The organism is Methanospirillum sp. (genome assembly GCF_035560735.1).
GTDB lineage: Archaea > Halobacteriota > Methanomicrobia > Methanomicrobiales > Methanospirillaceae > Methanospirillum.
The window spans coordinates 1-3,065 of record NZ_DATMYY010000221.1; the positions used below are offsets into that span (position 1 = coordinate 1).

4 protein-coding genes are annotated in these 3,065 nt (G+C 46.0%); all 4 read right to left on the bottom strand.

Going from position 1 to position 3,065, the window contains the following annotated elements:
* Positions 1 to 1,115: inorganic phosphate transporter (locus VN429_RS06425; protein WP_325631117.1), on the bottom strand; the 1,115-nt coding region annotated here is incomplete at its 3' end.
* Between the two features lie 5 nt (positions 1,116 to 1,120).
* Positions 1,121 to 1,750, bottom strand: a complete 630-nt coding sequence (locus tag VN429_RS06430; protein WP_325631119.1) for a DUF47 domain-containing protein — start codon at positions 1,748 to 1,750, stop codon at positions 1,121 to 1,123.
* Between the two features lie 160 nt (positions 1,751 to 1,910).
* Complete coding sequence (locus VN429_RS06435; protein WP_325631122.1) at positions 1,911 to 2,360, bottom strand: TIGR00725 family protein; 450 nt, start codon at positions 2,358 to 2,360, stop codon at positions 1,911 to 1,913.
* Between the two features lie 38 nt (positions 2,361 to 2,398).
* A partial coding sequence (locus VN429_RS06440) for a hypothetical protein (protein ID WP_325631124.1) occupies positions 2,399 to 3,065 on the bottom strand: 667 nt, incomplete at its 5' end.

The window sequence follows — 3,065 nt, forward strand, 5'->3', positions numbered from 1 at the left end:
GTAATAACCCATGCGGTTACAATTCTTCTGACAACACCCCAGTTGACAGATGAACTTCCCTGGGTTGCCCCAACTCCCATAATGCACCCGCTGATTGCGTGAGTACTTGAAACCGGAATTCCAAAGAGTGTAACCAGGAGGAGGACAATTCCTCCACCGGTCTCTGCACAGAAACCCTGATACGGACGGAGATGGGTGATACGTTTGGCCATTGTCTGAACGATTCTCCAGCCTCCGGTTAGTGTTCCAAGAGAAATAGCTGCACTAGAGAGAAGAATAACCCAGAGAGGAACACTAAAGTCGCTTAGCACTCCTGCAGTCACTAACATGGCAGTAATAATACCCATGGCATGCTGTGCATCGTTGCTGCCATGGCCAATGCTATAGAATGCAGATGAAACGATCTGTAACTTGTTGAAGATGTGGTTCATCTTCTTCTGATCCTTATTTCTGCAGATCCTGATGACCAGGCAGCCAAGCAAAAATGCAAGAGCAAGACCAAGAGATGGAGAGATCACAATAAAAATGATGATGCTGACAATGCCAGAAATTGGGAGAAGGTGCATAGCAATACAGAGTGGGATTGTGAATACAAAACCGAAGTATCCACCAAGACCCGCATACTGCTTTAGATTCTCTTCCTGATTCCACCGTGCGAGCAGCATCAGAATCACTGATCCAGCGACAATGCCAAAAAGACCATAACCAACAAGTCCTTCCATCAGTTCAAGAGTTGGAAGAATAACAACCGTATATCCACCATATGCAACAGCAGCACCAATAAGCCCACCAATCATGGCATGGGTGGATGATATGGGAACCCCGATATATGCTGTGAAGTAGATCCAGAATGAAGCTACCAGAATGCCGATGATGATAACATTAAGCGTCAGCCATCCAGGAACAATGATCCCTTTTCCAATGGTTTTTGCTATCGCTGTTGTGAAAAAAAGCGGGCCTACCAGGTTAAAAAAGGCCGCAAGGGTCACAGCCTGAACTGGTGTGAGAACCCGGGTTGCAACTATCGTTGATATAGAATTTGCAGCATCGTGCAGCCCGTTTAAAAAATTAAAAAGGAGTGCCACAGCGATGCCGATAATGAGGATTGGCTCCATCTAAATCACGAATGACGGATGCTGATATCAGAGAGGACATTGGTGACATCCTCACATTTATCTGTCGCTGTCTCGAGGCATTCGTAGATATCTTTGAGTTTAATTATCGTCACCGGGTCATTGCCCATGAACAAATGTTTGATTGATTTTGAAAGCAGGTCATCGGCAAGGTTTTCCAGCCGGTTGACCTCTATCCCACAAGAATCCAGTCTTGCCAGATCCTTAGTGGAACGGATTAATTTGACTCCGTTCTCAAGTTGAATAACGGAGAGCCGTATAAGCTGTGCAAAGTCCTGCATGTAATTATCAAATTCAAGGACTCCATAATTGATCATCTTCTCTGCTGAATCATCTATGTAGTCCAGAATATCATCCAATGCTGATGCAAGACGCGAGATCTCAAGAGGATCGAGCGGAGTGATAAATGTCCGGTTCAGGTTCTCATATATCTCGTGTGTGATCTGGTCACCCTGATGCTCAAGGTCTTTGATCTTCTTAAAGGCAGTATCCCGATCCTGTTGGTTGTTCACCATCGACTCGAGTTCTTCGGCGGATATGACAACAATACGGGCTAAACGCTCGAAGAGGTCAAAAAACACCTTATCCTGCGGTATGAGCCACTCTTTGATCCCCACGGTATCGCAATAAATGTCTTCTGATAGGCTAAATATGCTCCGTTCTGTTCATCAAACAATCAGAACCCGTACCGAATGTTTGATGCAAAATAAAAAATTATACTGAAATAAGGCAGCAGCCAATACCTGAAAAAAAGACAACGCTCCTGGGTAGCGAAATTCAGATAGATTTACAGAACTCTACTGCTCCCTGCACCGCCTCTTCAGGGGTTTGACATGAGATCAGACCGGGAATATCCCAGGTTTTAATTCCAAATACCGGGGTCCCGATTCTCAGTGATACTCCGATCTCTGAGAGAGTACCATAACTTCCTGATACGGCGATGACTGCATCTGCAGACTCAACAAGGATGACATTTCTGGCCTGTCCCATCTGGGTTTTGACAATAAGATCAAGATACTCATTTCCTTCAGAACCTGGGACTATCCCTGCAACAAAACCCCCTGCCTCACTGGCACCACGACTTGCAGCCTCCATAACCCCACCACGGCCACCGGTAAGAAGGATACAACCTTCTGTTGCAATCAGTCTTCCAACACTGAATGCAAGTTCCTTTTCCCATTCTTTTGCTTCAGCTGCACCGATAACCGCAATCTGATACCGTCTCATCAGGATCATTCCTTTTTGTTGATAAAATGTGCCTCTTCTTACGCAGTAATGGCCCCCATAACCTGCATGAACTGATCAGGAGGTACTTCAGCGATATCAGGATAGGAGATATTCTGGAGATTATAACACTTCATTGTCCTATACTCGAGCCAGGTTCCATATAGAGAGAGGGCAGCAGTTCGGGTTGGAACATCCTGCCCAAATGATCCGGAACTCTTGTTAAGGGCCATGATACTGTCAATGACCTTGATGCACCGGGTCGCTCCGGTCTGGTATTCGGTTCGCAAATTGCTCACCGAAGGGGAAAGGGAATATCCGTTTGTCTCGTTGATGTTCTTGTTAAGCCGTATCCTGGCATAATCAGCAGTCAGGTTCAGCATCTGTGGAAGGTCAGAACCAAATGTTGCGGACCCATCCATGCGGCCCTTGATATCAAAGAAATCAGGAATCCAGTATTGATTCATCAGAAAGAGAAACTGTTGATCACCTGAAGACGTCTGAACCCGGGAGGAATTTGCCGGGACAGTCTGGTTCTTGGTAGAAGAATTTACTGCCACCGTGGGAACCGGGGCTACAGTAACATTCGCTACCGGTGTGAGGTGTGAAGAGGAGTTATTTACAATTGGTACCGGGGTCTGAACAGTCTGATTCTGCTGCGGAATTGGCGCAGCGAATACGGATGAGGTGAGTGAGACAAATAATATG

Bases quoted from the DNA above. Each gene is read 5' to 3' on its own strand.
- VN429_RS06435 (WP_325631122.1), bottom strand. From the start codon at position 2,360: ATGAGACGGTATCAGATTGCGGTTATCGGTGCAGCTGAAGCAAAAGAA.